The organism is Candidatus Eisenbacteria bacterium (genome assembly GCA_016930695.1).
GTDB lineage: Bacteria > Orphanbacterota > Orphanbacteria > Orphanbacterales > Orphanbacteraceae > JAFGGD01.
In genome coordinates, this window is sequence record JAFGGD010000026.1 from 114721 (window position 1) to 139990 (window position 25270).

The window sequence follows — 25270 nt, forward strand, 5'->3', positions numbered from 1 at the left end:
GATGGTTTTCCGCGTCCTCCTTCCGCATGCTCCGCCGCCCATGTTCGCCCGGGGCGCCGCCGGACGGTTGTCCTTCGCGCCGGGCCGCGAAAGGGAGCCCGGCGCCCCCGTCCTCATTCTTGTTAATACCTCCGGAAACCGGATTCGTCTGAAGGTTAGGCCGTTCTCCCGATAAGGACTGGAGGGATCACGAACCATGAAGTGTGTTCTACGGTTTGTCCGCGTCTTTTTCCCGGCCGGCGTGTTTTGCATCGGAGCCTTGATCGGCTTCGCGAACGCCGGCACGGATTCAACGCTCGAAGCGCCCGCCTTCCCCGTGGAGCATGGTCCCTGGCCGGTAGGCTACCGGACGGCGCTCACCTACGACGCCGGCCGGAGCTTCGGCGCCCGCGCCGAGGTTGGCGGCGCCGTACATCCGGATCTCCGCTCGCGGCCCGTGCGGATCCATCTGTGGTATCCGGCCGTGGCGGGAACGTCTCCCGCGATGCGATACGGCGATTTCGTCCTGGCCGCCGATCCTCTGGGTGAGCGGTCGCATGCCGAGGATGCGAAGGTTCTCGCCGCGTACAAAGCGCGCATGCTCGAACGCGGAGTGGAGGAAGCGCGCCTCGACGCGCTCCTCGCGGCGCCGACCCGCGCCCGCCGGGACGCGGCGCCCGAACGAGGTCCCTTCCCGCTCATCGTCTACGCCCCCAGCATCAATGCGGATTCCTACGAGAACGCCCTCTTCTTCGAGTATTTGGCCGGTCACGGCTTCGTCGTCGCTTCGTCCGCCTGTATTGGCGCCGAAGAACCGGAAGTGGGGCGCGACCTCCGAGGGGCGCTCGCGCAACTCGGCGATGTGCGGCACGTGCTGCGATCGGTATCCGGGGAGCGATTCGTCGATGCGAATCACGTCGGCCTCATGGGTTTCAGCTGGGGCGGGACCAGCGTGCTGCTCCTGGCCCTCCAGCACGCGGGGATCGACGCCGTCGTCACCCTCGACGGAGGTTACGCCTTTCCCCGATACCGGAGTATCCCGGAGGCCACGCCGTGGTGGGCGCCGCGCGATCTGCGGGCGGCTTTTCTGCATTTCACGTTGCTCGATGATGATCGCGATCTCTCCTTCGCCGCCCGGAGCCTCTACGCGGATACGTGGGGCCGCCGCGTGCCCGGTTTCCGGCACGCGGACTTCGCGACCGACGCGATCCTCAAGCGACGATGGGCGGCCGCGGATTCTCTGGCGGCGGTCTTGATGAAGGAGCACGCGGCGATCCAGCGCTCGGTCCTCGCCTTCTTCGGCGCCTACCTCGAAAAAGACGGCGCGGCGGCGGATCGGTTGAAAGACGAAGTGCCCCGCGGCGCCGCGACGGGATGGAACGTTCGGCCGGCGCTTCCGGCGCCGCCGCCGGCCGCGCAGTTCGACGAGATCATCGCGGAGCAAGGTGTGGACGCGGCGGTGGCTCGATTCCATGAGGCGCGCCGTCTCGATCCCGAGGTCGTCATCTTCGGGGAGAATCGCCTCCTGCGCTATGCGGTGGAGTGGGGTCCGGAACGCGCCGAGGACATGTGGAAGCTTCTCGTCATCAACAACGAAGCATGGCCCCATTCGGCGGAGACGCACTACTGGATGGGCCAGGTCGAACTGGTCCGGGGCGACGAAGCCGCGGCGCGCGAGCGCCTCGAGACCGCGCTGCGACTCGATCCGGAACACGAGCGGGCGCGGAATCTTCTCGCCCGGATCACCGGCTCCGGAGGTTGACGCGAAGTCGAATGAGGCGGCGGGCGCGATTCTCGTTTCGAAGCTCGCGGAGCGCTCTCTCCCCGTTTCGAGAGAGAGACGGGGCCTTGTTGCCCGATTCCTCTTCGCCTCGATACCGGCGATCCATTTGACATCAAGATCTTCTCTGTCTATGATCCAAGCGACTCCCACCGTCGGATTCGGAGAATATTGCGTGCCTGTCCGACCCGTCTTCCCGCGCCGCGGAATACCGACCCATCCAGTGTTCGACAAGGGATAGCGTCCGCCGGCCGGCGGATCGGCCGCCCACCGCGCGGTGGAGGTCTTCGTCGACGTCGCAAGGGGGTAAGTGATGACCGGGCCTAAGGTAGAGATTTCGAGGGAAGAAGCGGCGGAGATCATCGCGCGGCTGAACCGAAAGCGCCGGATCCAGATCGTCGGTCTCGCCATCGCCGTGCTCGCGACCTTTCTGGCGCTTCTGTCGAGAGTCATGCCGATGGCCGTCCCGGGGCTGTCCTTCTCTTTCTGGGGTCCGCTCGCCGCCGTCCTGCTATTGGCGAAGCTGGTCCTGTTCTTCGCGGCTTGGCGCTGTCCGAAGTGTGGGGCGTCGCTGGGTTCCAGCTATCGCCCACGCTTCTGCCCCGGGTGCGGGATCGCCCTGGTGGATGCCGGCGATCGGTAATTCCCGTTACACACCACCGGTACCGCATACCCGACCTCGATTTGCCCGGGTACCGGATACCTCTCAACCAAGCGATGGTGTGAGGGGGGGGCCGGACATCATGATGTGCCGTTTCCCGGCGAAGAAGGTATCCGGTACCCTCTTGCAAGAGAAAAGGTATCCGGTACCAAGGTTCCATCCGGTACCAGGGTTCCCTAGGCGCTCATTGCGCGTTATTGTCCCCCATCTCCCGGCGATTCCCCTGGAACGGCCGCCTTTCCTTCCCTTATGCTTGAACCGGGTTACGACATCGGGCGAGTTTTACTTCACCGAAGCACATCCGGAAAACAGGGATCTCGCGTAAATGACCCTTTCGACGGAGGACGGGCCGATGCATTTCCATCTATTGAGCGATCGGGACATGCGCGCCATCGACGCGCTTATCGACTCCTACGGCGGCGCGGAGGCGATCGGAAAGAAGATCGCCGAAACGCGGCTCTACAACACCCGCAAGCGGATCGCCGCCGACAAGGGCTTCGGTGAGATGCTCGAAAAGGCGGAATCCTACGCGAGCGACTTCCCGAAGCTCGAGGACTTCCTGAAGAAGGAGGGGATCCGGCCGGAGAAACAGGGTGTCTGCACCACCCAGGTCTCCGGCTTCCAGGGGGCTCGGGTCACATTCGATTGCATGCGGCGGATCGCCGAAAACGGCGACGTCCTCTTCCCGACCGAAATGATCTCCGTCGTCGCTCTTACCGAGCGCTACGTCTACAGCGGCGACCTCCTCGCCACCCTCGCCATGGCGGAAAACATCCTCGGCGCGAGCAAGTTCTGCTCCACCAACCTGATCGGCATTCCGCTCCCGGAGGAGCGTTTCGCCCGCATCGAGAAGGTGACCGGCGAGAAGTTTCACCGCCGTGATCTCGGCGGGGGGATGAGCCAGATCATCCTGAAAAACATGGGGACCGCCTTCGGCAACCTGGGCGGCGTGGAGGTGGCGGATAACAACCACCTCGTCTATCTCGACGGGATCACTCGGGCCGCCCTCGAAACGGGCGCCGACTTCTTCCTCAACCCGAGTTGGTCCACCATCGTCGCCGCCTGTTACTACGCGCGCCGGATTCCTGAAATCAGCTTCAAGATCTCCATGCTTCTCTCGACGCAGAACGCGATCCAGTTCCGGATGCTGATGAACATCGTCAAGTCTTACCTGCGAGACGACGGCACCACGCCGATCTACGAGATCAACATCGGAAACGGGGCGAGCCCCGAGACCTTCATGCAGTGCGCCGATGATCTGAAAGGGGCGGCCGGGATGCCCAACATTTCCCTGACCGCACACCTGCGCATCAACCCGGACCTGGGCATGGAGAATTTCGACTGGACCGAGAACGCGCACAAGGTGCTCGACGCCGGTTACGACATGACCATCAAGTACGAGAGCGACGGCGCCTCGCGCCCCTACGACACGATGGCGGCCTACTTTCTCCCCGACGAGGAGCGGGACGAGAAAGCGGAGCTGATCGGAGACGTGATCTACCACAAATGCGTGCGCTGCGATCTGGACGCGAAGGAGATCCTGCGCCGAGGCCACCCGGTCCGTTACGCCGATATCAGCGTGCGGTCCTAGGAGAGAGCCGTGAAAAAGTGGATGCAAGAGTGGGACGGAACCCCCTACCCGGAGATGGTGCGCGGCCTACCGGAGATCGCCGTCCCCTTCGAAGGCGTGCGGGGCTGGCTCCTGCAGGGATCGAGCAATCAGGTCGTTTTCTTCGACATCGAACCGACCGCCCAGGTCCCCCCGCACTCCCATTGCGCGCAATGGGGTCTCGTGCTCGAGGGGGAGATGGAACTCGCCATCGGCGGTAAGCCCGGGGTCTATAAGAAAGGCGATTGGTATTTCATCCCGGCCGGCACGGAGCACGCGGCGTCCTTCCGGACCCGATGCGCCGTCATCGATCTGTTCGAGTCGCCGGACCGGTATCGCGTGAAATAGGAGCGGCGCTTCGCCGGGCGGTGCCGACGGTCCGCCCGGAACGAGCGAACGCAAGCGACGAAGGAGGATACGATGCGTCTGCTCTTGATCGGTTTCGGCACGGTCGGCCGCGGGCTCGCCGAGCTGTTGATCGGAAAGCGGGAGACACTGAAGGAGCGATACGGGATCGAACCCGTGGTGGTCGGGATCTCGGACATGAAGACCGGGAGCCTCTACGATCCGAAGGGAATCGACCTTGCGGCGGCGGTCCGCGAGGCGGAGGAGAAGGGGAGCCTCGCCGGGTTGCCGGGCGGCTTCGACGGCGACGCCCTCACCCTGATCGGCTCGGCCGAAGCGGACTGCGTGGTGGAGATGACCTACACGGACATTAAAACCGGCGAGCCGGCCACGAGCCACGTCCGGGCCGCGCTCGAGCGCGGGATGCACGTGGTCACCACCAACAAGGGACCGGTGGCCCTGAACCTCCCCGCCCTGAACGCCCTGGCCGCGAAGAAAGGGATCCGTTTCCTTTACGAGGGAACGGTGATGAGCGGCACGCCGGTCTTGAACCTGATCCGGGAGACGTTGGCCGGCTGCGCGATCACCGAGATCAAGGGGATCCTGAACGGGACGACCAACTACATCCTCTCCAAAATGGAAGAGGGAATGGACTATGAAGGCGCGCTGAAAAAGGCGCAGGAGTTGGGCTACGCCGAGGCGGTGCCCGACGCGGACGTGCTCGGCTGGGACGCCCTGGGCAAGGTGACGATCCTGGCGAACGCCGTTTTCGACGCGCACAAGAAGCCCGCCGATTTTCCCTGCGAAGGGATTACCGGGATCAGCGCCGAGAGGGTGGCGGACGCCAAGGCCCGCGGAAAACGCTACAAGCTGATCGGCCGCGTGGCGATCGAGAAGGGGAAAGTGGTCGGCGGCGTCGGCCCGCAAGAGATCGATCTCTCCCACCCGCTCGCCGGAGTCATGGGCGCCGTCAACGCCCTCACCATCACCACCGACGCCCTCGGCGACGTGACCATCGTCGGCCCGGGCGCGGGACGGGTCGAGACCGGCTACAGCGCGCTGATCGACATCATCCATGCGGGAGGTGCGCGATGAAGATGCTTCTCGAAGGCCGGTGGGTCGATCGGGACGAGAAGATCGAGGTCACCGATCCTTTCGATGAATCGGTGATCGACACCGTGCCCAGCGCGTCCCCGAGTGACGTGGAGAAGGCGCTCGCCGGCGCGGTGCGCGGTTTCGAGATCACCAAACGGATGAGCGTGTACGACCGGGCGCAGATCCTCTTCCGCGCGGCGAGGATCATCGAGGAGCGGGTCGAGGAATTCGCGACCGTCATCGCCCGGGAAGGCTCCAAGACGATCCGCGAGGCGCGCAAGGAAGCGGGGCGCTGCGTCAACACGCTCACCTGCTCCGCCGAGGAGGCGAAGAGGATCCTGGGCGAGACGATCCCCTGGGACTCCTTCCCGGGCGGCGAGAAGAGGCGCGGTTATTACTATCGCTTTCCCATCGGCGTGGTGCTCGCGATCACCCCATTTAACGATCCGCTCAACCTGGTCGCCCATAAGCTCGGTCCCGCCGTGGCGGCGGGGAACGCGGTGATTCTGAAGCCCGCGACGGTGACCCCCCTTTCGGCGATCAAGCTGGTGGAGGCGCTCGTCGAGGCGGGATTGCCGCCGGAGGCGATCCAGCTGATCACGGGCGTCGGGTCTCGAATCGGAGAGCCCCTCGTGCGGGACGACCGGGTGCGGATGGTCAGCTTCACCGGGGGCGTGGAGGCGGGGAAATCGGTCGCCGCCGTCGCGGGGATCAAGAAGATCGGCATGGAGCTGGGGAGCGATTCGCCGGTGATCGTATGGAAGGACGCCGACCTGGAACCGGCGGTGGAATCCTCCGTCTCCGGCGCCTTCTGGGCGGCGGGCCAGAACTGCATCGGGGTACAGCGGCTCCTGGTGCACGACGCGATATACGACGAGTTCAAGGAGCGCTTCGTCGCGCTGGCCAAGAAGTACGTCATCGGCGACAAGATGAAGGAAGAGACCGACATGGGCCCGATGATCACGCGCCGCGAGGCGGAGCGCGTCGAGGAGTGGGTGCGCGAGGCGGCCGAGGCGGGCGCCGGGATCCTCTGCGGCGGCGGGCGCGACGGCGCTCTTTTCGAGCCGACGGTGATCGAGGAACCTCCCAAGAACGTGCGCATTCACAAAGACGAGGTTTTCGGGCCGGCGGTGAATCTCTACCGCGTGAACGATCTGGACAAGGCGATCGCCGAGGCGAACTCCCTGCCGTACGGGCTGCTGGCGGCGATCTTCACCCGGGACGTGGAGACCGCCTTCAAGGCGGCTTACGAACTGGACTGCGGCGGCGTGATGATCAATGACTCGACCGACTACCGGCTCGACTCGATGCCCTTCGGCGGCGTCAAATACTCCGGCTTGGGTCGTGAGGGTCTGAAGTTTTCTCTGCAGGAAATGACCGAGCCGAAGGTGGTCTGCTTCCATCTGCCCGGCATCTAATCGGTTCGGAGACGGGAAGGGTTTCGGAAAGGGCTCCCCGGGTCAGGCGCGGACCGGCGTCGTCTCGGGGAGCCATTTGCACAGCACTTCCTCGAGCGCCTTCGGCGTGACCGGCTTGGCGACGTAGTCGTCCATCCCCGCATCGAGACACAGGTCCCGGTCTCCCTGCATGGCGTTGGCGGTCATGGCGACGATCGGGATCGGCCGCCCGCCTCCCGTCCGCCCCGCCTCGCGGATCACCCGAGTCGCCTCGAAGCCGTCCATCTCCGGCATCTGGCAATCCATCAGAACCAAGTCGTAGGGAATCGTCTCCAACGCGCGCACCGCTTCCGCGCCGTTCGCGACCGCATCGGCCCGGCATCCCATTTTTTTCAAGAGAAGAAGCGCCACCTTCTGATTGACCGGATTGTCCTCGGCGACCAGAACGCGCGTGCCGGGGGCGGGGCGGATCCTCTCGGGCGCGCCGCCTCCCGTGTCTTCCCCCGACCCGCCATCTTCTCGGGACCGGAATGCGGCGTCCAACGCCTCGTGGAGAGTCGATCGCTTGAGCGGCTTGGTCAGGCATCCGTCGGCGCCGATCGTTTCGATCGACTCACCGCGCCGCCGTCTCCCGATTGTCGAGAGGAGCAGGATCGGCGCGACGCGATCCGGGTCCGCACGGCGCAGTGCCGCCACCGCCTGCGCTTCCGAGAGGTCGGGGAGGGTCGCGTCGAGGAGAACGAGTTCGTAAGGATCGCCATGACGCGACGCTTCTGCGAAGAGCGCCGCCCCCTCCTCGCCGCCGGCCGCCTCGTCGACGCGGTGACCCGCGGCGCGTATCTGCGCGGCGACGTCGGCGCGGCACTCCTCGTTGTCTTCGATGAGAAGGATCCGCCGTCCGGACACCGGCGCCCGCGCCGGGGAAGCGGCGCCCTCCCGCCCCCTCTCCAGGTGAATGGTGAACCAGAAGGTGGAACCCTTGCCGGGCGCGCTCTCCACGCCGACCTTCCCGCCCATCAGTTCGGCGAGGCGCTTGGATATGGCGAGACCGAGACCGGTACCGCCGTACCGCCGCGTGGTCGAGGCGTCGGTTTGGCTGAAGGAGCGGAAGAGCTTCCCGATCTTCTCCTCGGGTATCCCGATCCCCGTGTCGCGAATTTGAAAGAGGAGCGTCGCCCGTCTCCGATCGCCCTCTTCCGGTCGGACTCGGAGAACGACTTCGCCCCGATCGGTGAACTTAATCGCGTTGCCGATGAGGTTGATCAGGATCTGACGCAGCCTACCCGGATCGCCGCGAAGGTGCTTCGGCGTTTCGGGATCGATCCGCGCCACGAGCTCGAGACCCTTCTCCTCGGCGCGCATCGCCAGAAGGTCGGTCGCCTCCTCCACCGTTTCGATCAGGTTGAAGTCGAGCGTCTCCAAAACGAGCCGCCCCGCCTCGACCTTCGAAAAGTCCAGGATGTCGTTGATGATCGTGAGGAGGGCTTCGGCGCTGTTGCGGACCGTTTCGGCGTACTCCCGCTGCTCCGTCGTCAGCTCGGTCTCCAGAAGAAGACCGGCCATGCCGATCACGCCGTTCATGGGCGTGCGGATCTCGTGGCTCATGTTGGCGAGGAACTCGCTTTTGGCGCGGGTCGCGGCCTCCGCCGCCTCCCGGGCGGCGGCGATGTCCTCCATCATGTTCACCGAGGCGATCTGCATCTCCTGGAGGGTCCGGCGTTCCCGCTGCAGCTCCCGTTCGCGCTCCTCCGCTTCGGCGAGCTTGTCGGTCAGCTGCCGGCGGAGTTCCTTCTCTTCCGACGCCTTCCCCTCCAACCGGTGGAGAATCTCGTCCGCCTTGGCGAACTGCTCCGCCACCAGCTCGGCGGTGATGTCCGAAGCGCGCCGCGCGACACGGAGTTCGTCGCGCAGCATCTCCCGATCCCGCAATAGGCGATCGAGCGAGTCGTCCGCTGGCACGTTGTGCTCTCGATCCGTCATGCTTCCTCGTTCGATGCGCGCATGGCGTCGATTCCGTGGGCGGCGAGCAGCGGGGCGATCCGCGCCGCTTCCCGTATCGCGTCGTCGCGGAACGGCACGGGCACGCCGACCACGAGTATCTCGGGCGCCGGGTGGTCGAGAAGGTAGGGGAGGCAGCGGATCAGGTAGCCGATCCCCGCGGAGTGGCCGAAGGTCTCCGCGCCGGTTCGCGCCGCCTCCGCCCCGGTGGTCACCACCAGCCCTTCCCCCGGGTCGAATCCGATCGCCGCGTCGACGAATACGACGCGGTCCGCGCCCTCGACCCTCGGGAAGAGGTCCAGACCGGCCAGTCCGCCGTCCACCGCCTCCACCCCGGCGGGAAGCCCGTTCCGCGCGATGAGGTCGTACACGCGAGGCCCGGCGGAATCTTCCGGATGGTATCGGTTCCCGACGCAGACCACTCGGTTCACCATCCCGTTAGACCTTTCTCCGCGGGAAGGATCGCCCGCCGCGGAAGGCGTGCACCGAACAGACCTGGCAGGCGTCGAAGGAGCGAATCACATGGCCGAGTTCGACCGGGTTCTCCGTGTCCCGCACCGGCGTGCCGACGAGCGCCTCTTCCCAGGGGCCGCGAAGGTCCGCCGAGTCGCGCGGCGAGCCGTTCCAGGCGGTGGGGGTGATCATCTGGTATCGGGCGATCCGCCCCCTCTCGATGCGCAACCAATGGCCGAGCGCCCCACGGGAAGCCTCGACCGCTCCCAATCCCTCCCCCTCCTCGGGGTGCGGAGATGCCGTGTAGTAACGCTCTCCCGGATCGATTTCGTCGATCCACCGCCCGACGGCGGGGAGCAGCTCGGCGGGCCGGGTCATCCGGGCGAGCTGGCGGACGAAGGCGTTCGGGCCGGACGGCCGGAGCAGGTCCCGCACGAGCGGAACGCCGGCGAGAACGGCCTCGGCCAACGGGCCGGTCTCGGCGGGCCGGTTCCCGTAGCGGGGCGCCTTGACCCAGGAGTACTTCCGCCCCTCCGCGCCCGTTGCGTAAGGTTTCGTCTCGCCCTCGAACGGGTGTCGCCCCCCCTCGTAGTCTTCGAACCAGGAGTGGGCGACGTGTTCGGAGATGCGGGCTTGGTCGAGCGGCGTCACTTCCGTTCCCGTGGCGAAGCCGCCCGGGAGGAGGAACGGCACGTTCTCGCGGCGCCCCCGCACCGCGGACCCCTCGGGGATCGGCAGGCCGTCGAAACCGATATAGGCGTCGTGCCCGCGGCCGATTCGATCGAGCCCGATGTCGCGGGCGAAACGGACGAAGAAACCGACCTCGCCGTCCCGGTGGGCCGGGCTCTCGTCGAGCCAGGCGTCGAGATCACCGGCGGAACGTACCTCGCGCCAACGATCGATCGAACAGCCGAGGATGCGCTTCTCGTACCAGGCGCGGTAGCGGTCGAGGAGGTAGCGGCACTGGCAGATGTCGCTCATGTTCGGCAGCGTCGTGATGCCGCCCGGGACCATGTAGGAGGAGTGGGGCCACTGGCCGCCGAGAATCGCCACCACCTCCACCACGCTCCGCGTCTCCCGGATCGTCTCGATCACCGTTTCTCCGCGGAAGGGAGCGTACCGGCGCGCCGCTTCCTCGTAGAGAGGCCGGTCCCGATAGGCGGGATTGACGAAGTCGGCGACGAACATAAGGAAGGCGTGCCGCATGTCGCTCTGCAGGTGTTCCACCGCGAGGGCCGTGTTCCGCACGCGGATCGCGTTGGCGGGCGGCCGGACGCCCATGATCGCTTCCAGCGCCCTCGCCGCCGCCTGCAGGTGGGCGGTGCCGCAGATGCCGCACACTCGCGGCGTCAGCACCAAGCCGTCCAGGGCGCCCCGGCCGCGGAGCAGGTTCTCGAAACCGCGGTACATCACACCCGCGCTCCAGGCGTCGACCACCCGGTCGTCCTCCAACTCCACGCGGATCTCCAGGTCTCCCTCGACCCGGTTCAGAGGGGTGAGGATCGTTTTCGTCTTCGCTTTTGTCTCCGTCGCGGGCATGATCCTTTATACCTCGTTTTCCCGGCCCAGGAGCCGCTCCGGCGCGGCCGCCGCCGCCATTCCCTTGTAAGCCATGTAGTGGGCTCGGTCGACGCCCTCGGGCAGCTCGATCGGCAGGTTTTCGATGTTCGGCGTCTCGAAGAAGGGCGTGGCCTGCGGAAATCCCGGCTTGGTGCAACCGAAGCAGGGAACGCCGGCGCGGGTCTTGGAGCTGCGGCGATTCCAGAGCAGTTTGTTGCATGGCCCGTGGGCGAGCGGCCCGTGGCATCCCATGTGGAAGAAGAGGCAGCCCCTTTCGCCGAACTCCTTCTCCTCCACGCGGTACTCGTGATACTCGTTTCGCGTGCAGCCCTGGTGGACCAGCATGCCGTACCACTCCGTAGGGGTGCCGAGGCGGTCCAGGTGCAAGGGGACACCGCCCACCAGCGCCGTGAGGGTCCCGACCACCACGGACGGATGGCATGGACAGCCGGGGAGGTTGATCACCGGCATGCCGCTCCCGGAGGTCCAGGAGTCGCCCAGGAATCCCCCCTTTTGATCGCGGGTGAACTGAACGCCGCAAGCCTCCACCTCGCAGCTCGCCGGAATGCCGCCGAAGCTGGCGCACGTCCCGACGGCGATCACGTGTTCCGCCCGCGCGGCGAGCGCGGCGAGAAGGTCCTTCTTCGGGCGGCCGCTATGGGTGGCGTACATCCCCGTACCGGTGGGTCCGCGGATGACCGAGCCCTCCACGCATAGAATATGAAGGGGAAGGTCCCCCGCCGTGATCGCGCCGACCGTTCTCTCACGCTCCTTCGCATCGCACGCCGTCATGGAAGGGTGCCAGAGAACGCGCAGATCCAGTTTGTCCAATACCTGAACAAATCCCGGGGAATCGGCGCAAAGAAGGGACATGGTGTCGCCGCCGCAGGCGCCGCACTGCAACCAGAAAAGATTCAAGGACATGACCGCCCCCCTCAGTCTCCTTTATTCATGGCCGGCAAGACCCCGCCGATCAATTCGGCGACCCTCTCCGGCGCTTTGTACTTGGCCGGCCGGTCGAGTTCGTCGAGCAATCCGTTCACTTCCGCCTTGAGCTGCACCATCCGCGTTTCCCGCTCCACCGTCTGACCCACGAGAATCTCCAGGCGGTGCTTCGCCTCGGAAATCTCCTTCATGTGCCGCTTCAGTTCTTCCTCGCTACTCTTCCTCTCCGTGATGTCCACGAAGGTCTCCAGGAGGAGCTCCTCATCGTCGAGCAGAAGCGGAAGAACGGACTTGAGAACCGGAATGGAACCTCCCGACGCGTCCAGCACGACCCCCTCGCGGTTGTGGATCGATTCCTCTCCACGCAGGACGGGGCACTCCTTCATCGGACTGGAACAAAAGGTGTCCCGGCAGCTTCGGCCGATCAGTTCCCCCTCGGTCCTCTCCAGGAGGGCCAGGGCGGCTTCGTTGACGCTGCGGATAGTCCCTCGCCGGTCCACGAGGACGACCGCGAACGGGAGCCCCTCCAAGGTGGCCCGCATCGTCTCGAGGGTCCGGCGCACCGATTTCTCCGCCTCCCGGCGGCGCGTTTCCGTGGCGATGGCGTTGCGGATCACCGTGAGCAGGAGGATCACGACCACGCCGAGGATGGCCAGGAGCACCCAGGCGAGCCGACGGGTCATCGCCGTGATTTCCCGCCGTTCGTCCTCGACGTAAAGACCGGTGCCGACGATCCATCCCCAGGCTTCGCAACCCTTCACGTAGGATATTTTCGGCGCCACTCGGTCGGGATCGTCCTTCCACTGCCACATGTAATCGACGAAACCCTCTCCCCGTTCGCGCACGATGCGGACCATTTCGACGACGAGGAGTTTTCCGTTCGGGTCGGCGTAATCACTCATGTCAGTCCCGTCCATGTCGGTGCGGTAGGGATGCATGAGCATGGTGGGATGCATGTCGTTGATCCAGAAATAGTCCTTCTTCTCCGGGCCGTAGCGGAGATGCCGGACATGATCCATCGCCGCTTTCTGCGCCGCTTCCCGCGTCAGCGTCCCTTCCTGTTCCAGGCGGACGTAGTAGTCGATCACGCTCCAGGCGATCGCGGTCTGTTCGCGCACCATCTCCATTTTCTTCGATCGGAGGCTTTCCTCGAACTGCGGCAGGATGAAGAGGAAGGCCGCGACCGTGAAGAGCGCGAGCGAGGCGAATACCGGCAGGAAGATACGGAGATGCAGGCCGTTCCAGATGGATGTCCGGTCGTCGTCCGGCATGTAATCTCTCCCGGTCCCCGGCGGTCCCGTGGCTTCTTGTAGATCGTATGGGAGGGCGATGGCCCCGAAGGCCATTCCCCGCGAGAACGTACCCGTCCCTTCCCGGGTCCTTGTCCCGCTCGGGCTTGTGGCGGAGCGGGGCGCAAGGACCGTCCTCGAACGAGTTATCGGCATTCCCGAGAATTTCTTGCCCGTCGGGAAACGATCTGTCTTTCCCGGGGAAACCGGGGAGCGGAGCGGCGGGGGCGGGGGAGTGGGGCGAAAAATCCGCGCGGTTCCGTGCCGTTCGTCTCGAATCGGCCGGAAAGAGCGAGAAAGAGGAAAATCTTCCCTCCGCGTGGCCGGAGGGGCGGCGTTTCGGGAGGCGTGGACCCTTCATAAGAGAAGTCTTTGTGCCGAAAAATGATATAGAGACGATTTTCGGTTCCAGCAAGGGAGGGACGGAATGTTCGCTACGGGAACATCGCGATACGGCGGCATCGCCGGTCGGGTGCTCCGCGAGACGATGACGCCGGGTACTTTTGTGACCGGCCTCGCGGTGGCGTTGCCGATCGGCCTGCTCGCCATTGTATCCGAACGGGCCGGGTCGAAGGTGTCGCCGGCCGCTCTGGTGCAGGTGGCCGCCACGCTCGCCCTGGCGCGGATCGCGTTGAACGGATACGCGGGGCAGTGGCGCGGCACGGTCTTCTCGAAAACCGGCGGCTCCGATTTCGACGTACTGACGGTCGCCATCCGCTTCGTTCTTCTCAGTTCCTGTTGGTTGATCCCCCTCTATCTGCTCGGCTTCCGTCCCGGAAACACGATGGAGTCGGCCGGAATGATGATGATGGGGATGGGGGGTGGAGAAAAAGCCTTGCTGGGCGCCCTCTACGTCATGCTCGTCGCCCTTTCGCCCCCCGTGTTTTTGATCGCGTCGGTGGGCGCTTCGAACATCGTCGATCTTTTCAGCGCCGAATACTGGCGAAACACATTCGGCGGCCGGGTGGGCGACATATTCCTGGTTTACGCCCTCTACCTCGGCGGGCTGACGATGGCGGTCGTCCTCTCCCTGCCTCTGTTGGTTCTTGTCGGCGCGCGCAGCGGTCAGGGCGGCATTCTCGTCGGAGGCGCCGTGGGTGTCTATCTTCTCGGCTTCGCCGTGACTCTTCTCGGGAGGTTGTGCGGATTCTTCGCCGCCTCGGGTGGTCCCGGCGAGGAGGAGACGGCGGATCTCGACCCTTCACCGATTCTGGACGTGATGGCGAAGGCGGACCGTCCCGCCCAGGCGAAGGGGGGACGGACGCCGGTTCACCGGGCCGTCACCCGAAGCGCCGAGCGGGATTCGCGCAGACTGCGCGCCTCCATGCCCGCCGTTGTCGCCCCGAACGGCCGCCCCGTCGTCACCGATGCGGTGGGCAGGGTGAGTAAAGCGGAGGCGCGTTTCGCCGACGACCCGGACGGCGCCATCGAGGAACTGCGCCGGCTGGACGCGGAATACGAACCGAATCCGCTCGTTCTTTGCGGTCTCTGCCGGTTCCTGATCGGCGCGGGACGCGAGGATGAGGCGGTGCGTCTCGCCGACCGGGCGATCCCCTGGAGTCTGGCGCGGGGGAGCCATAGACCGGCCGCCGAAGCGTACCGCGAATTCGGGGAGCGGGCGGGGCGATTGCAGCTGAACGATGATGATCTGCTGCGGATCGGGAACACCCTCCGGACCATGCTCGATCTGGAAACCGCCGGCCGCGCCTACCGCGCGATTCTGGACCGGCGCCCCTCCGACGCGGGTGCGGTGAAGGGGATGCTCCAAACCGCCGAGGCGTACGTCCACGGCAAGGGATCGCCCCAGGACGCGATCCGCGTCTACGATTATCTGCTCGAGCGCTGCCCCGATTCCCCTCTCGCCGACTTCATGCATGCGGGGAAGGAGGAGGCGGAACTCCGCATCGCCCGGAGGTGACGCCCGCGCCGCGGAACCGATCAAGCGAAAAAGCCGCCCGCCGGGGCGGCATTTTTTGCGCGTCCCCCGGCGCCCGTTCGAATCGAAAACGCCCGCCTTTCTCGGCGCTATCGGTTCTCCAGCCGGCGCAGCGCCCGGATCGACGATGAAAAGGTGGGATCGATGCGGAGCGCCTCGCGGTACTCGTCGATCGCCTCTTCGCGCCGCCCCGTTTCGACGAGCGCCTCACCCAGGCTGTCGTGCGTGTTCGCCACGTCCGGGTACAATTCCGCGTTCAGCCGGAAGAGTGCGAGCGCCGCGTCCAACCTCTCCTGCATCAGGCGGTAGCCCGCCGCGTTCAACAGGTCGGGCCCGAAATCGTAGTAGTCCGGCCATCGCCGCCGCAGCTCCCGGTAGAGGGCGATCGCCGCGCCTCCCCCTTCGCGGCTCCCCCTGTCGACGAGGGCGGAGCGGATGTCCGGCGTCTCGACGGCGCGCGCCGAGTCGAGAACGGAAGCGTCCACCCAGAAGACGTCTCCCTGCCCGTTGCGCGGTTCGGCGGCGCGGGCGATCAGATCCGCGAAGGAGAGCGGTTCGCGGGAATGGTCCGGCCGGTCGTCGCCGGCGTGGTTGTAGAAGAGGTAGCGCCCGCAGGGGGAGAGGAAGGGCATCCGCGTCTGTCCGCCGCCGTTGATGCGGTGGCCGAGCCGGCGCGCCGGCTCCCAACCGCCGAGTGCGTCGCGGAAGCTTACGAAGAGACCGTCCCCTTCCGGCCGGCCGAAGGAGCTGAGGATGATGTATCGTTCTTCCGGATCGATGAAATGCCATGCGTCGAAATAGGGCGAATTCACGGCCGGCCCGAGATCGCGCGGCTCCGACCAACCGCCGTCGGGGAGCGGTTCGGCGACGAAGATGTCCAGGTTCCGCGGTCCCCCTCCGTCTCGCGCCGCCACGGCGAAATAGGCGTTTCCGTTTTCGGCGAAGACGGGCATGAGGGCGCCGGTCCGGGTAAGCGCCGTGTCGAGAACCGGCTCTCCCCAGTCGTCGCCGCTCCGGTCCACGTACCAGCAGCGCCACGAGTCGTGGGGCGCCGCCGCGCCCGGGTCTGGACGGCGGGAGCTGAACCGGAGCCGGCTCCCCCCGCGCGTGAAACAGGGGTTGTCGTCCCTGTGGCGGCCCGAGAAGGGGGCGACCTCCGGACCGGTCCATCGTCCGTTTGCTCTTCGCATGTGAAGGAGCGTGTGCTCCACGGCGCCGGCCGCGGTCCAGAACACCTCGTTCCCGTCTGGGGAGAAGACGGCGGCGCTGTGTTCGTGGAGCCCGGTGGAGATGGTCCCACGGCCGAAGAGACGCGGCTCCGGGCCGGGCGGTTCCTCGCCGAGATAGTCCCCGTCGAGGATCATTGTCGACCCCGGCCGGGCGGGATCGAGAACGGCGGCGCTCATCCGGTAGATGTCGTTTCCCATGTTTTGGGGCGCCTTCATCCTGTCCCGGATGGAGGCGATGTTCCGCGGCGGTCCGTCGGGATCGAATTCCTGGAACCGCCTGCCGGTGAAAAAGATCCATTCGCCATCCGGAGAGAAGGTGGGGAAAAGATCGTTACCGTCGGCGGCGTACAGCTCCTGTAGGGGACGCGGATCGGTCCACGGTCCGCCGTTTTCGCGGAAGGAGACGAAGCCGCCGCTCCGCCGGGGGCCGCCGAAGACGGTGAAGAGGAGCGTATTCCCGTCGGGCGAGATCGACGGCCGCGTCTCCTCTGCCTCGCTGTTCACCGCCGCGCCGAGGGAAACCGGCTCCCCCCAACCGGTGCCGTGGCGCGGAAGGAGAAAGAGATCACTCCCTCCCTCGCCGTCGGCGGAGGGGATCCAGGCGTAACCGTTCCCCTCGGCGTCGAAGGAGTAGGGGATGGCCGGGTCGAAATCGGGAAATCGCTCGGGAGGACCGAAGCCGCCATTCCGCCTCTCCACCACGTAGCACCTGTAGTAAGGCAGCGGGTCGTCTTCCCCGCCGTCCGGCCTTCGAGAGCGGAAGAATACGCGCCGACCCCCGGGGGACCAGACCGGCAGTTCGTCCGGCCAACGGCCGGAGAAGGGAGCCGTCTCGGGACCGATCCATCGTCCTCCTTCACGGTGAATCCGGAGGATGACGTGATGGTCGCCCTCCTCGACGTGCCAGAGCGCTTCGTTCCCGTCGGGCGAGAAGCGGACGGCGCCCGCCTCGTCGAGGCCCGTGGAAACGAGCCCGGCGGCGAACAGTCCGGGGGAGCGCCCGGGTTCCCGACGGCCCTCGGGGTAATCGATCTCCCCGGCGCCGGCGGGGTCCGAGGCGGCGAGGACGAAGAGGAGAGAGGCGGCTACGGTAAGGCGCGCTCGATCGAACAAGGGAACCTCCTGATTTCGATGAAGAAAGGGGAACCGTTACGAGTCGATCCGAATACATGACGCCCCGGCCGGTGCGGACGATCAAGATTTTTCCGGCGACTCCTTCGGGTCCCCGGCGGGAAACCGCGGCGCCGCGGTTGATTGTAACGATAATTCAAGCAAACAGTTGACCGGCTTGCGCCCCGGAAGAACGCGGGGTACAATCGGCGGATTGAAGCAACGGGGTGGCCGGACCGAACGGCCGCGCGAGAAAGCCCACTTCCAAAAGAGAAACGAGGGCGTGAGAACATGAGCAACAGCGCGGGGAGCGTGTCGGACGGCGGCCTCTGGGGCAACCTCGTCCGATACTTCCGGGATTTCAAGGTCCTTCGTCACACCCGGTCCGAGTACTGGGGCATCCAGATCATCAATTTTCTCGACAGCACCACCTTCTTTTCCATCCTGACCATCGCCGTCATTCTCCTCTCCGACGATTTCGGGTTCAGTGACGAGAAGGCGGGGTACGTGGTCACCCTCTACGCGAGCACGACCACCATCTGTCTCTTCTTCTCCGGCATGGTCACCGATTGGCTCGGGATCCGGCGGGCGTTCTACACCGCCATGATCGGCCAGTTCCTTACACGCGGCGCGATCATGGTGCTCGCCCTCTCGCCGATGCTCTTCCCCGAGTACCGGGGCGTCATCGTCACCATCGCCTTCTTCTTGATGGCCCCCTTCGTGGCGATGATCCAGACCGTCTACCAGGCGGCGAACAAACGGTTCACCACCAAAAAGTCGCGCGGCGCCGGCTTCAACCTCTGGTATCTCTTCATGAATATCGGCGCCTTCGCCGCGGGCCTGCTGATCGACTTCATCCGTCTTACCTTGGGGCTGCCGAACGGCCACATCTTCACCTTCGCCGTGATCGCCCACGTGATCTCCTTCTTCCTGATCATGGGATTCATCCGGCGCGAGGAGCAGATCTACGACGAGGGGGAGGAGCCGACGCCCGAGGAGGCGGCGAAGCCGAAGGAGCGCAAAACCCCTTGGCAGATCGCCGGCTCGGTGCTGAAAGAGTCGATCTTCTGGCGCTTCCTCGTTCTCATCTCGCTCCTCATCGGCGTGAGGGCGTGCTTCCTCTATCTGCATCTCCTTTGGCCCAAGTACTGGCTCCGGGTGATCGGCCCGGAGGCGAAGATCGGCGTGCTTCAGGCGATCAATCCGTTTCTGGTGATCTTCGGGCTCATTCTGCTCATCCCGATTCTGAATCGGTTCAGCGTGTACAAGATGCTCACCTTCGGCGGCATGATCTCCGGCCTCTCTCTCTTCGTGTTGGCGGTCCCCTCCTACGGACACATGACCTACGTCTACTCCATCATCGCCCTGGTGGTCCTGACCGTGGGGGAGGTGATCTGGTCGCCGAGGCTGAACGAGTACACGGCGGCCATCGCGCCGGAGGGGCAGGAGGGGACCTACCTCGGATTGTCCATGGTCCCCTACTTCTTCGCGAAAACGGTGGTGAGCCTGCTTTCCGGCCACATGCTCACCCGCTGGGTTCCCCTCGACATGGGCGAGCGGCTGCGCGCCGGCACGGTCGCCTTCGTCGACTCGCCGAGTATGCTCTGGCTGATTCTGGGCGCATTCGCCCTCGGCGGTCCTCTCGTGGCGCTGCTGCTGAAGGACTGGTTCACCAAGGGAGCGCACTGGGAGAAGGCGCGCCGGTAAGAACGCCCGAGCCGTCCGGCCGATCAACCCGCCGCCGCGACTTCCGCGAAACGGCGGAGGATCGCCGCCGCTTCCGGCGTCTCTCTTACGCCGGAGATCAGACGGTCCGGGTCGAGCCCCCCGGCGGCGAGTTCTTTGCGATAGGCGTCGACATAATCCGCGGTGATTCCGGCGTCGAATTCGGGGTGGAACTGGACTCCCCAAACGCGGCTCCCGGCCCGGAACGCGGCGTGCGGGTCCGCGTCGGCGGAGGCGAGCAGAACCGCTCCGGGGGGAAGACGGAGCACGCGCTGGGCGTGGCTCGCCTGCGCGGGAAACGAATCGGGGAACCCACGGAAAAGAGGATCCCCCGCCGCTCCGGCGGCCGACCGGAAGGAGACGGTGCCGAAGTTCCTTCCCGCCGGGTTCGGCCCCACCTCGCCGCCGAGGGCGTAGGCGAGGATCTGATGGCCGAAACAGATCCCGAGAAGGGGCACTTCTTGCCGGACCGCGCCGGAGAGCCATTGCGCCGCGCGGATCATCCACGCCGTCCCGTCGGTCACGTTCTCCCGAGAACCGGTGACGACCACGCCGGCGTACTCCGCCGGGTCCGGAAGCGCCTCTCGCCGCCCGTCGGCGACCCGTACCGGAAGCCCTCCGCCCAAGCCCCGTCCGATCCAGTCCTCGAAATCGCCGCGTCTTTCGCGTATGCCGGGAAGCGCTTCCCCGACCTTCAAGATCAGCACGCCCTTCTTCACGTTCTCTCCTCCGTTTCCATTCTAAAGGATCCCCGGCGCCCGCGCACGGGAAGGCGGTGGGGGAGATGAGACTTGAGATTGAGATCCTAAGAATGTAGACTGGGAACGCGTCTTTCCCCGGACGATCGCACGGAGGATTCATGTCGCGCCGAACCCCGCCCCGCATGCCTGCCGGTTATCGCGTGGAGAGCGTGCTCAAATCGGACGGCGAACGGGTGGTGGCGATCGCCCATCCCGCGGACGGCGGCGACAGGGTCGTATTGAAGGTGGTCGGCCCGCGCGCGGAGGAGATGGCCCGGGTCCGTTTCCATGACGTGATCCGCCTGCAGGGAGACCTCGTTCATCCCGGCATCTGCCCGATCATCAATGTCGGACGCACGCCCGACGGCGGCGTCTTCGCCGTCTATCCTTACGTGAAAACCGTCGATCCGGCGGCGTGGACGGCGGTGGATCGGAAGACCCGTTTTCCTCTCGTCGTGCGCGCCCTCTCGGAGCCGGTCGCCTTTCTCCACGAACACGGCCACGTTCACGGCGACCTCAAACCGTCGAACATCCTGTTCCGGGCGGAGGAGGGGGAGATTCGCGATCTTCTTCTTACCGATTTTCTCCCTCCCCTCTTTTTTCGCGGGGACCGGCTCGGGACGATCGCCGGAACATTGGGATACCTCGCCCCCGAGGCGATCCGCGGAAACGAACCGGATCACCGTTCCGATCTCTACTCGCTCGGCGCGACCCTCCACGAGATCCTCACCGGAAGCCCTCTCTTCACCGGTTCGGCGGAGGAGGTGGCTTGGGGGCATCTGTCGGCTCGGCCGCGGGTCGGCGCGCCGCGGGAGTGGAACCTTCCCGCTCGATGGAACGAAGCATTGGAGCGTTTGCTCGCGAAGAGCCCCGCGGACCGGCCTCAGACGGCGCGGGATTTCCTGGCCGACTTCTTCGATGAAAAGCCCGGAAGCGGGCGCGTCACCGTGGTCGCCCGTCCCCCCCTGGTCGGCCGGGACTCCCTGCTCGAGGAGATGCGCGATTGGTCGAGCCTGGACGACCGCCCCTGTCTCGCCCTCCGGGGGGAGAAGGGGTGGGGGAAGACCCGCCTTCTCCGCGAATTCTCCCTTCAGCTCCGTTTGGACGGCGAGAAAGTCGCCTTCCTCTCCGTCCCGGAGGCGGTGTGCGACCGGCCTTACGAGGGGGCTCGCCTCCTCCTCGCGGCGATCTCCGCCGATCCCCTGCGGTGGGATCTGGGGCGCATCGCGTCGTCGCCGAGGCGCTCGGGGACGGCCGGGTCGAGCGGCGAACTCTCCCTCTTCCGCGCGATCTACCGGATCTGGGAAGAGAGGATCGCCGGTTTCGCGGATCGGGGAGGAAAGCCGATTCTCGTGATCGTCGACAACCTGGATCATTTCGACGACTCCTCTCTCCGTTTCTTCCGTTTCCTCCTTGATCGTGACGGTCCGCCGCCGGTCCGTTTTCTCGCCTCGATCGGATCGGTCGAATCCCCTCAGCTCTCCTCCCTTCTCGACCGTTTCGAGGAGCGAGGATTGCTCCGGACCTTAATGCTCGAGGTGCTCAGTGATTCCGACGTGGAAGAGTGGATTCGAGGCGTCCTCGGAAACGGAAAGGTCGACCCCGGGTTGACGCGGGAGGCGGTTCGTCGTTCCGGCGGCGTGCCGGCGCGGCTGGAGGGGCTGGCCAGGCGGTGGATCGCGCGCGGGCGCGTGCGGCGGAAGTACGGATCCTTCACGCTGTCCGAGACTCCGGCGCCGGGTGACGACGCGGGCGCCGGGGAGGAGAGCGCCGTCGGGCTCGATCCCGCCGGGCTTCCCCCGCGGGCGGCGCTGCTGGCCGCCGCCGTCGCCCTCTCGCCCATCGCGGGCGACGCGCCTTTCTATAGGAGGCTTCTCGGCGTTCCCGAGGAGGACTGGCCGGTGCTGGTGAACGCCCTGGTCGGGCGCGGGTGGATCCGGATCGATCCCGATCCCGCCGGCGATCGCTACTCCTTGAAAGACGAGGCGTTCCGCCCGGCGTTGGCCGGGATGATTTCGGCCGACACGCGGACGAAGCTGCATCGCGCCGCGGCGCGGCTCCGCGCGGAGGAGGAGAAGAGGGGGGTGGAGGGAGCCTCGCTGATCGTCGCGCACCACCTGGCGGGCGCCGGATCGTTCGCGGCGGCGAGACGGAAGCTCATGAAGGCGGCGGAGGGGATGGAACGTCTCTTTCTCTTCCGGGACGCGGCGCGGCTTTACCGGCGCGCCTCCGCCGTCGATCCCGGGAGCATCGCTCCCGGCGAGAGGGCGAAACTCCTTCTCCGGCTCGCCGAAACGCGGTTCCGGGCCGGCGAGACGCGGGGCGCCCGGGCGGCGGCGCGGCTTCTCCTCGCGTGGGGCCGCGACCGTGGGATCGATCGGTCCACGATTATCCGGGCCGGGCTTCTGGACGCCTGGATCTTCTGCAATCAAGGGAATCCCGGGCGCGCGGAGAAGAAACTCCGGGCCCTTCTGAGTCCCCCGGAGGGACTGTCACCGCGGGACCGGGCGGCGATCCTTCGCGATCTGGGGTGGGCGCTGCTCGACCAGAACCGGAAGGAGGAAGCCGGCCGGGCGCTCCGATCGGGGCTGGAGGCGCTCAAGGGAACGCGCGAGAGGGTGCTGAAAGGTCAAATCTTCAACCGTCTCGGAGCGATCGCCTATAACGGCCACGACTGGGCGCGCGCCATCACGTTTTACCGGCGGGCGGTCCGCGTCTTAGAGGGAACCGCGCCCGGCGAGGCGGTCCCCCCCTTGTCCAATCTGGCGCTCATTTATTATTGGACGGGGCGGCTTCGCGATGCGCGGGAGTCGATGGAGCGGACCCTCCGGATCGCCCGGGAGACGGGAAACCTGATCGAGGAGGCGCGCATCTCGGAGGATCTGGCCCGCGTGTTCGCGCGTCTGGGCCGTTGGGAGGAAGCAGGTCGTCTTTTTCACGAAGCGTTCGTCACCTTCCGGGAGTACGGCGAGAGCGCTCACGAGGCGACCACGCTCCTCAGCATGGGGCACGCGGCCCGGGAGAGGGGAAGGCTCGTCGAGGCGCTCCGCCTCTCCGAGGACGGTCTCCGGATCGGTCGCCGGATCGTCAAGCCGATGCGGCTCGTCGACGGATTGAATCTGCTCGCGCTCTGTCACATCGCCCGGGAAGAACCGGATCGCGCGGAGGCGGTCCTCGCGGAGATCGAATCGCTCGCGCCGGGGGGATTGGGGGGGCGTCAGCTCGCCCTGAACACGCGAACCCGGGGGAGGCTCGCCCGCCTGAGGGGAAGTTACGATGAGGCGGAAGTGCTTTTCGAGGAAGCGCTCCGCCTTTTCAAGTCGCAGAAGGCGAAACTCAACCTCGTTGAAACGCTTCTGATGATCGCGGCGTGCCGTCTGGATCGGGGAACGGGCCGCTCGCCTCTGGAGTCGCTCCGCTACGCCGAGCGCGCAATGAAACGGGAGGAGTATCCCCTGTTCGCCGTCCGGCTCCGTTTGTTGAAGGGGCGTTACGAGGAGAGCAGGGGACGGATCGCCGAGGCGGAAGCGCTCTACCGAGGGGTCGTGCGCGACGCCCGGCGGTTGGATCTCCGGATCGATCTGGCCGAGTCACTCGCACGACTGGGCGCCGTTTTCGCCGCGCAGGGGGCGAAGCGGCGGGCGAAGCGTCGTCTCGAGGAGGCGAAATCCCTTTACGACCGGATCCGTTTCGTCACTCCTCCTCCATTCCTCTCCCGTCTGCTGGCGAGCCTTCCCGGCCGGGAGGAAGCGCTCGGCGAAAGTTTTCAGACGATCTGCCGCATCTCGGAGGTGATCAATTCCCGGCGCGACGAGGAGCAGGTCCTCGCTTATGTGTTGGATCAGGCGGTGGATTACCTTGGGGCGGAGAGGGGGCTGATTCTGCTGCGCGAGCCGGACGGTCGTCTCTTGCCGCGCAAGGCGCGTTCCCTGGAAGGAGAGAACCTGGCGGACGTGAGCCGATTCAGTCGCACCGTCTTCGGCATGGCGGAGCGATCCGAGGAGCCCTTCGTCACGGACAACGCCCTTCGAGACGAGCGGTTCAGCGGCGCGGAGAGCGTGGCCTCCTTCAGCATTCTCTCCGTGATTTGCGCGCCCATCCGCTCCCGCGACCGGTTGATCGGAGCGATCTACCTCGATCATCGCGAAACGGAGGGCGTCTTCTCGCCGCGCGACGTGAGGATCCTCGAAGCTCTCTCCCATCTCACCGGCATCGCGTTCGAGAACGCCCGCTACCGGCGCCTGTTGGAGAGCGAAAACGAGATGCTGCGCGAGGAGATCGACAGGCGGGAGCACGTCCACGACATCGTCACCGAGAGCCCGGTCATGAAAGGGATCCTCGACCGGCTTCGCCGGGCGGCGCGGGGGCGCATGCCGATTCTTCTCCTCGGGGAGACGGGCGTGGGGAAGAGCCTGATTGCCGGTTTCATCCACGAAGAGAGCGACCGCCGGGACAAAGCCTTCCGCTCCCTCAACACGACGGCGATCCCGGAGACGCTCTTCGAGTCGGAGGTCTTCGGTAGCGAGCGGGGCGCCTTCTCCGGCGCGGATCAGCGCCGGATCGGGGCGTTCGAGCGGGCCGACGGGGGAACCCTCTTCCTGGACGAGATCGGCGGCATGAAAGTGGAGACCCAAAAGAAACTGCTTCGAGCCCTTCAAGACGGCACCTTCGAGAGACTGGGAGGAAGCGAAACGCTCCGGTCGGACGTCCGCCTCATCTCCGCCACCAACCAGGACCTCCAGTCGCTCATCGCCCGCGGCCTCTTTCGCAGCGATCTTCTTTACCGGATCAACGCGGAAACGGTGACGATTCCCCCTCTCCGGGAACGGCGGGAGGACATCATCCCCCTCGCGCGCGCTTTCCTGAAGAAGCACGCCCGGGAGAACCGCCGCCCGGTCCGCTCTATCTCCGACGAGGTCCTTTCCCTGTTTCTGTTCCACCATTGGCCGGGGAACGTGCGGGAGCTGGACTCCGCCATCGTGCGCGCCGTCTCCCTGTGCGACGGGGAACGGATCGAGGTGCGGGATCTGCCGGAGCACTTGAGCGCTCTCTTCCCGTCGATGGGGGCGGGTGGCTCGAGATCGAAGAAGCCGGAAGCCGATCTCGGGGCGGAGATGCGGGACATCGAGCGCGGCCGGGTTCTCGACGCGCTCCGCGGGAGCGATTGGAACAACACGGCCGCGGCGAAAAAGCTGGGCGTCCACGAATCCACGGTTCGGAAAAAGAGGAAGCAATACGGCCTCGATCGTTTCCGGCCGAAATCGTCTCCGCCGGACGACCCGTACGATCATACGAATCACTGACAGATTGACCATCCGCCCGCCACGCTCCCCGCGATCGTACTTACACTCTGATTCCTATGGAGATAGGGTCGCGGATCGGCCCGCGATGCCCCGATAAATTCGTACGCCCGTACGCC

16 protein-coding genes are annotated in these 25270 nt (G+C 66.0%); 9 read left to right on the forward strand and 7 right to left on the reverse strand.

The window, feature by feature from the left end; all coding sequences use genetic code 11:
* Positions 1–196: 196 nt before the first annotated feature.
* The 6 genes from JW958_04615 (at position 197) to JW958_04640 (ending at position 6887) form a co-directional block, all read left to right on the forward strand.
* Entirely contained in the window at positions 197–1741 is a 1545-nt protein-coding gene (locus JW958_04615; protein ID MBN1825528.1) for a hypothetical protein, read from the forward strand.
* Between the two features lie 331 nt (positions 1742–2072).
* On the forward strand, positions 2073–2402 hold the full coding sequence (locus tag JW958_04620) for a hypothetical protein (protein ID MBN1825529.1): 330 nt from the start codon (positions 2073–2075) through the stop codon (positions 2400–2402).
* 370 nt (positions 2403–2772) lie between these two features.
* Positions 2773–4011, forward strand: a complete 1239-nt coding sequence (locus JW958_04625) for a hypothetical protein (GenBank protein ID MBN1825530.1) — start codon at positions 2773–2775, stop codon at positions 4009–4011.
* A 9-nt stretch (positions 4012–4020) separates the two neighbouring features.
* Positions 4021–4377, forward strand: coding sequence for a cupin domain-containing protein (locus JW958_04630; protein ID MBN1825531.1), 357 nt, complete (start codon positions 4021–4023; stop codon positions 4375–4377).
* A 72-nt stretch (positions 4378–4449) separates the two neighbouring features.
* A complete protein-coding gene (locus tag JW958_04635; GenBank protein MBN1825532.1) occupies positions 4450–5469 on the forward strand; it encodes a homoserine dehydrogenase in 1020 nt (339 codons plus the stop codon).
* Positions 5466–6887 carry an aldehyde dehydrogenase family protein gene (locus tag JW958_04640; GenBank protein ID MBN1825533.1) on the forward strand — a complete coding sequence of 474 codons (1422 nt, stop codon included), beginning with the start codon at positions 5466–5468 and terminating at the stop codon, positions 6885–6887. Before JW958_04635 ends, JW958_04640 begins: the two co-directional genes overlap by 4 nt.
* A 42-nt stretch (positions 6888–6929) precedes the next feature.
* On the opposite strand, the gene JW958_04645 is transcribed toward JW958_04640, so the two are convergent.
* From JW958_04645 to JW958_04665, 5 genes are read right to left on the reverse strand one after another with little or no spacing between them, the layout of a single operon-like run.
* Positions 6930–8846 (reverse strand): response regulator, encoded by a 1917-nt coding sequence (locus JW958_04645; protein MBN1825534.1) that lies wholly within the window; start codon positions 8844–8846, stop codon positions 6930–6932.
* A complete protein-coding gene (locus tag JW958_04650) occupies positions 8843–9298 on the reverse strand; it encodes a hydrogenase maturation protease (protein ID MBN1825535.1) in 456 nt (151 codons plus the stop codon). The genes JW958_04645 and JW958_04650 overlap by 4 nt, the downstream gene beginning before the upstream one ends.
* A gap of 4 nt (positions 9299–9302) precedes the next feature.
* Positions 9303–10856 carry a nickel-dependent hydrogenase large subunit gene (locus JW958_04655; GenBank protein MBN1825536.1) on the reverse strand — a complete coding sequence of 518 codons (1554 nt, stop codon included), beginning with the start codon at positions 10854–10856 and terminating at the stop codon, positions 9303–9305.
* A gap of 6 nt (positions 10857–10862) precedes the next feature.
* Complete coding sequence (locus JW958_04660) at positions 10863–11801, reverse strand: NADH:ubiquinone oxidoreductase (protein MBN1825537.1); 939 nt, start codon at positions 11799–11801, stop codon at positions 10863–10865.
* Between the two features lie 11 nt (positions 11802–11812).
* Positions 11813–13093, reverse strand: a complete 1281-nt coding sequence (locus tag JW958_04665) for a cache domain-containing protein (protein MBN1825538.1) — start codon at positions 13091–13093, stop codon at positions 11813–11815.
* A 445-nt stretch (positions 13094–13538) separates the two neighbouring features.
* Between JW958_04665 and JW958_04670 the strand changes: the two genes are divergently transcribed.
* Positions 13539–15029: a hypothetical protein gene (locus JW958_04670; GenBank protein MBN1825539.1), complete on the forward strand. Its 1491-nt coding sequence runs from the start codon at positions 13539–13541 to the stop codon at positions 15027–15029.
* Positions 15030–15136: 107 nt separating this feature from the next.
* Here the strand turns inward: JW958_04670 and JW958_04675 are convergent, their stop codons facing one another.
* Positions 15137–17389: a PD40 domain-containing protein gene (locus tag JW958_04675; protein MBN1825540.1), complete on the reverse strand. Its 2253-nt coding sequence runs from the start codon at positions 17387–17389 to the stop codon at positions 15137–15139.
* 288 nt (positions 17390–17677) lie between these two features.
* Between JW958_04675 and JW958_04680 the strand changes: the two genes are divergently transcribed.
* Positions 17678–19093, forward strand: coding sequence for an MFS transporter (locus tag JW958_04680; protein ID MBN1825541.1), 1416 nt, complete (start codon positions 17678–17680; stop codon positions 19091–19093).
* A gap of 23 nt (positions 19094–19116) precedes the next feature.
* Here JW958_04680 and JW958_04685 read toward each other — a convergent pair whose 3' ends face one another.
* Positions 19117–19830, reverse strand: coding sequence for a glutamine amidotransferase (locus JW958_04685; GenBank protein MBN1825542.1), 714 nt, complete (start codon positions 19828–19830; stop codon positions 19117–19119).
* A gap of 140 nt (positions 19831–19970) precedes the next feature.
* Here JW958_04685 and JW958_04690 point away from each other — a divergent pair, with 140 nt between their 5' ends.
* Positions 19971–25154 carry a sigma 54-interacting transcriptional regulator gene (locus JW958_04690; protein ID MBN1825543.1) on the forward strand — a complete coding sequence of 1728 codons (5184 nt, stop codon included), beginning with the start codon at positions 19971–19973 and terminating at the stop codon, positions 25152–25154.
* The last annotated feature ends 116 nt before the right edge of the window (positions 25155–25270 follow it).